This is a genomic window from Loktanella sp. SALINAS62 (genome assembly GCF_018263905.1).
GTDB lineage: Bacteria > Pseudomonadota > Alphaproteobacteria > Rhodobacterales > Rhodobacteraceae > Loktanella.
Window position 1 is genome coordinate 1 of sequence record NZ_JAAFZU010000052.1, and the last position, 240, is coordinate 240.

Genomic DNA, 240 nt, shown 5'->3' on the forward strand with positions numbered 1-240 from the left:
CGCCGACACTGACGCTTGAAGATCTCCGCAAGCGTTCGCCCGACGGCGTTGCGCGGGCGTCGGGCGTGTTCGCGCGTGCGTGGCAGCACATGTTCGGTCGTGCCCGAGCGACGGCCGATGCGGAAGCGCAGGCGGGGGTGGCAACCGCACTTTCAGAAATCGCCGAGGCCGATGGCGTGATCGCAGAGGCGGCACGGCACTTGCCGGAGAAAACCAGAGCTCTGGTGGCGGGAATCCGGC

General features: G+C 68.3%; 1 protein-coding gene. It reads left to right on the forward strand.

From position 1 onward, the window contains the following. Nucleotides 1-240 (forward strand): hypothetical protein (locus tag GZH79_RS19345; RefSeq protein WP_211644471.1); only part of this gene is annotated, 240 nt, incomplete at both ends.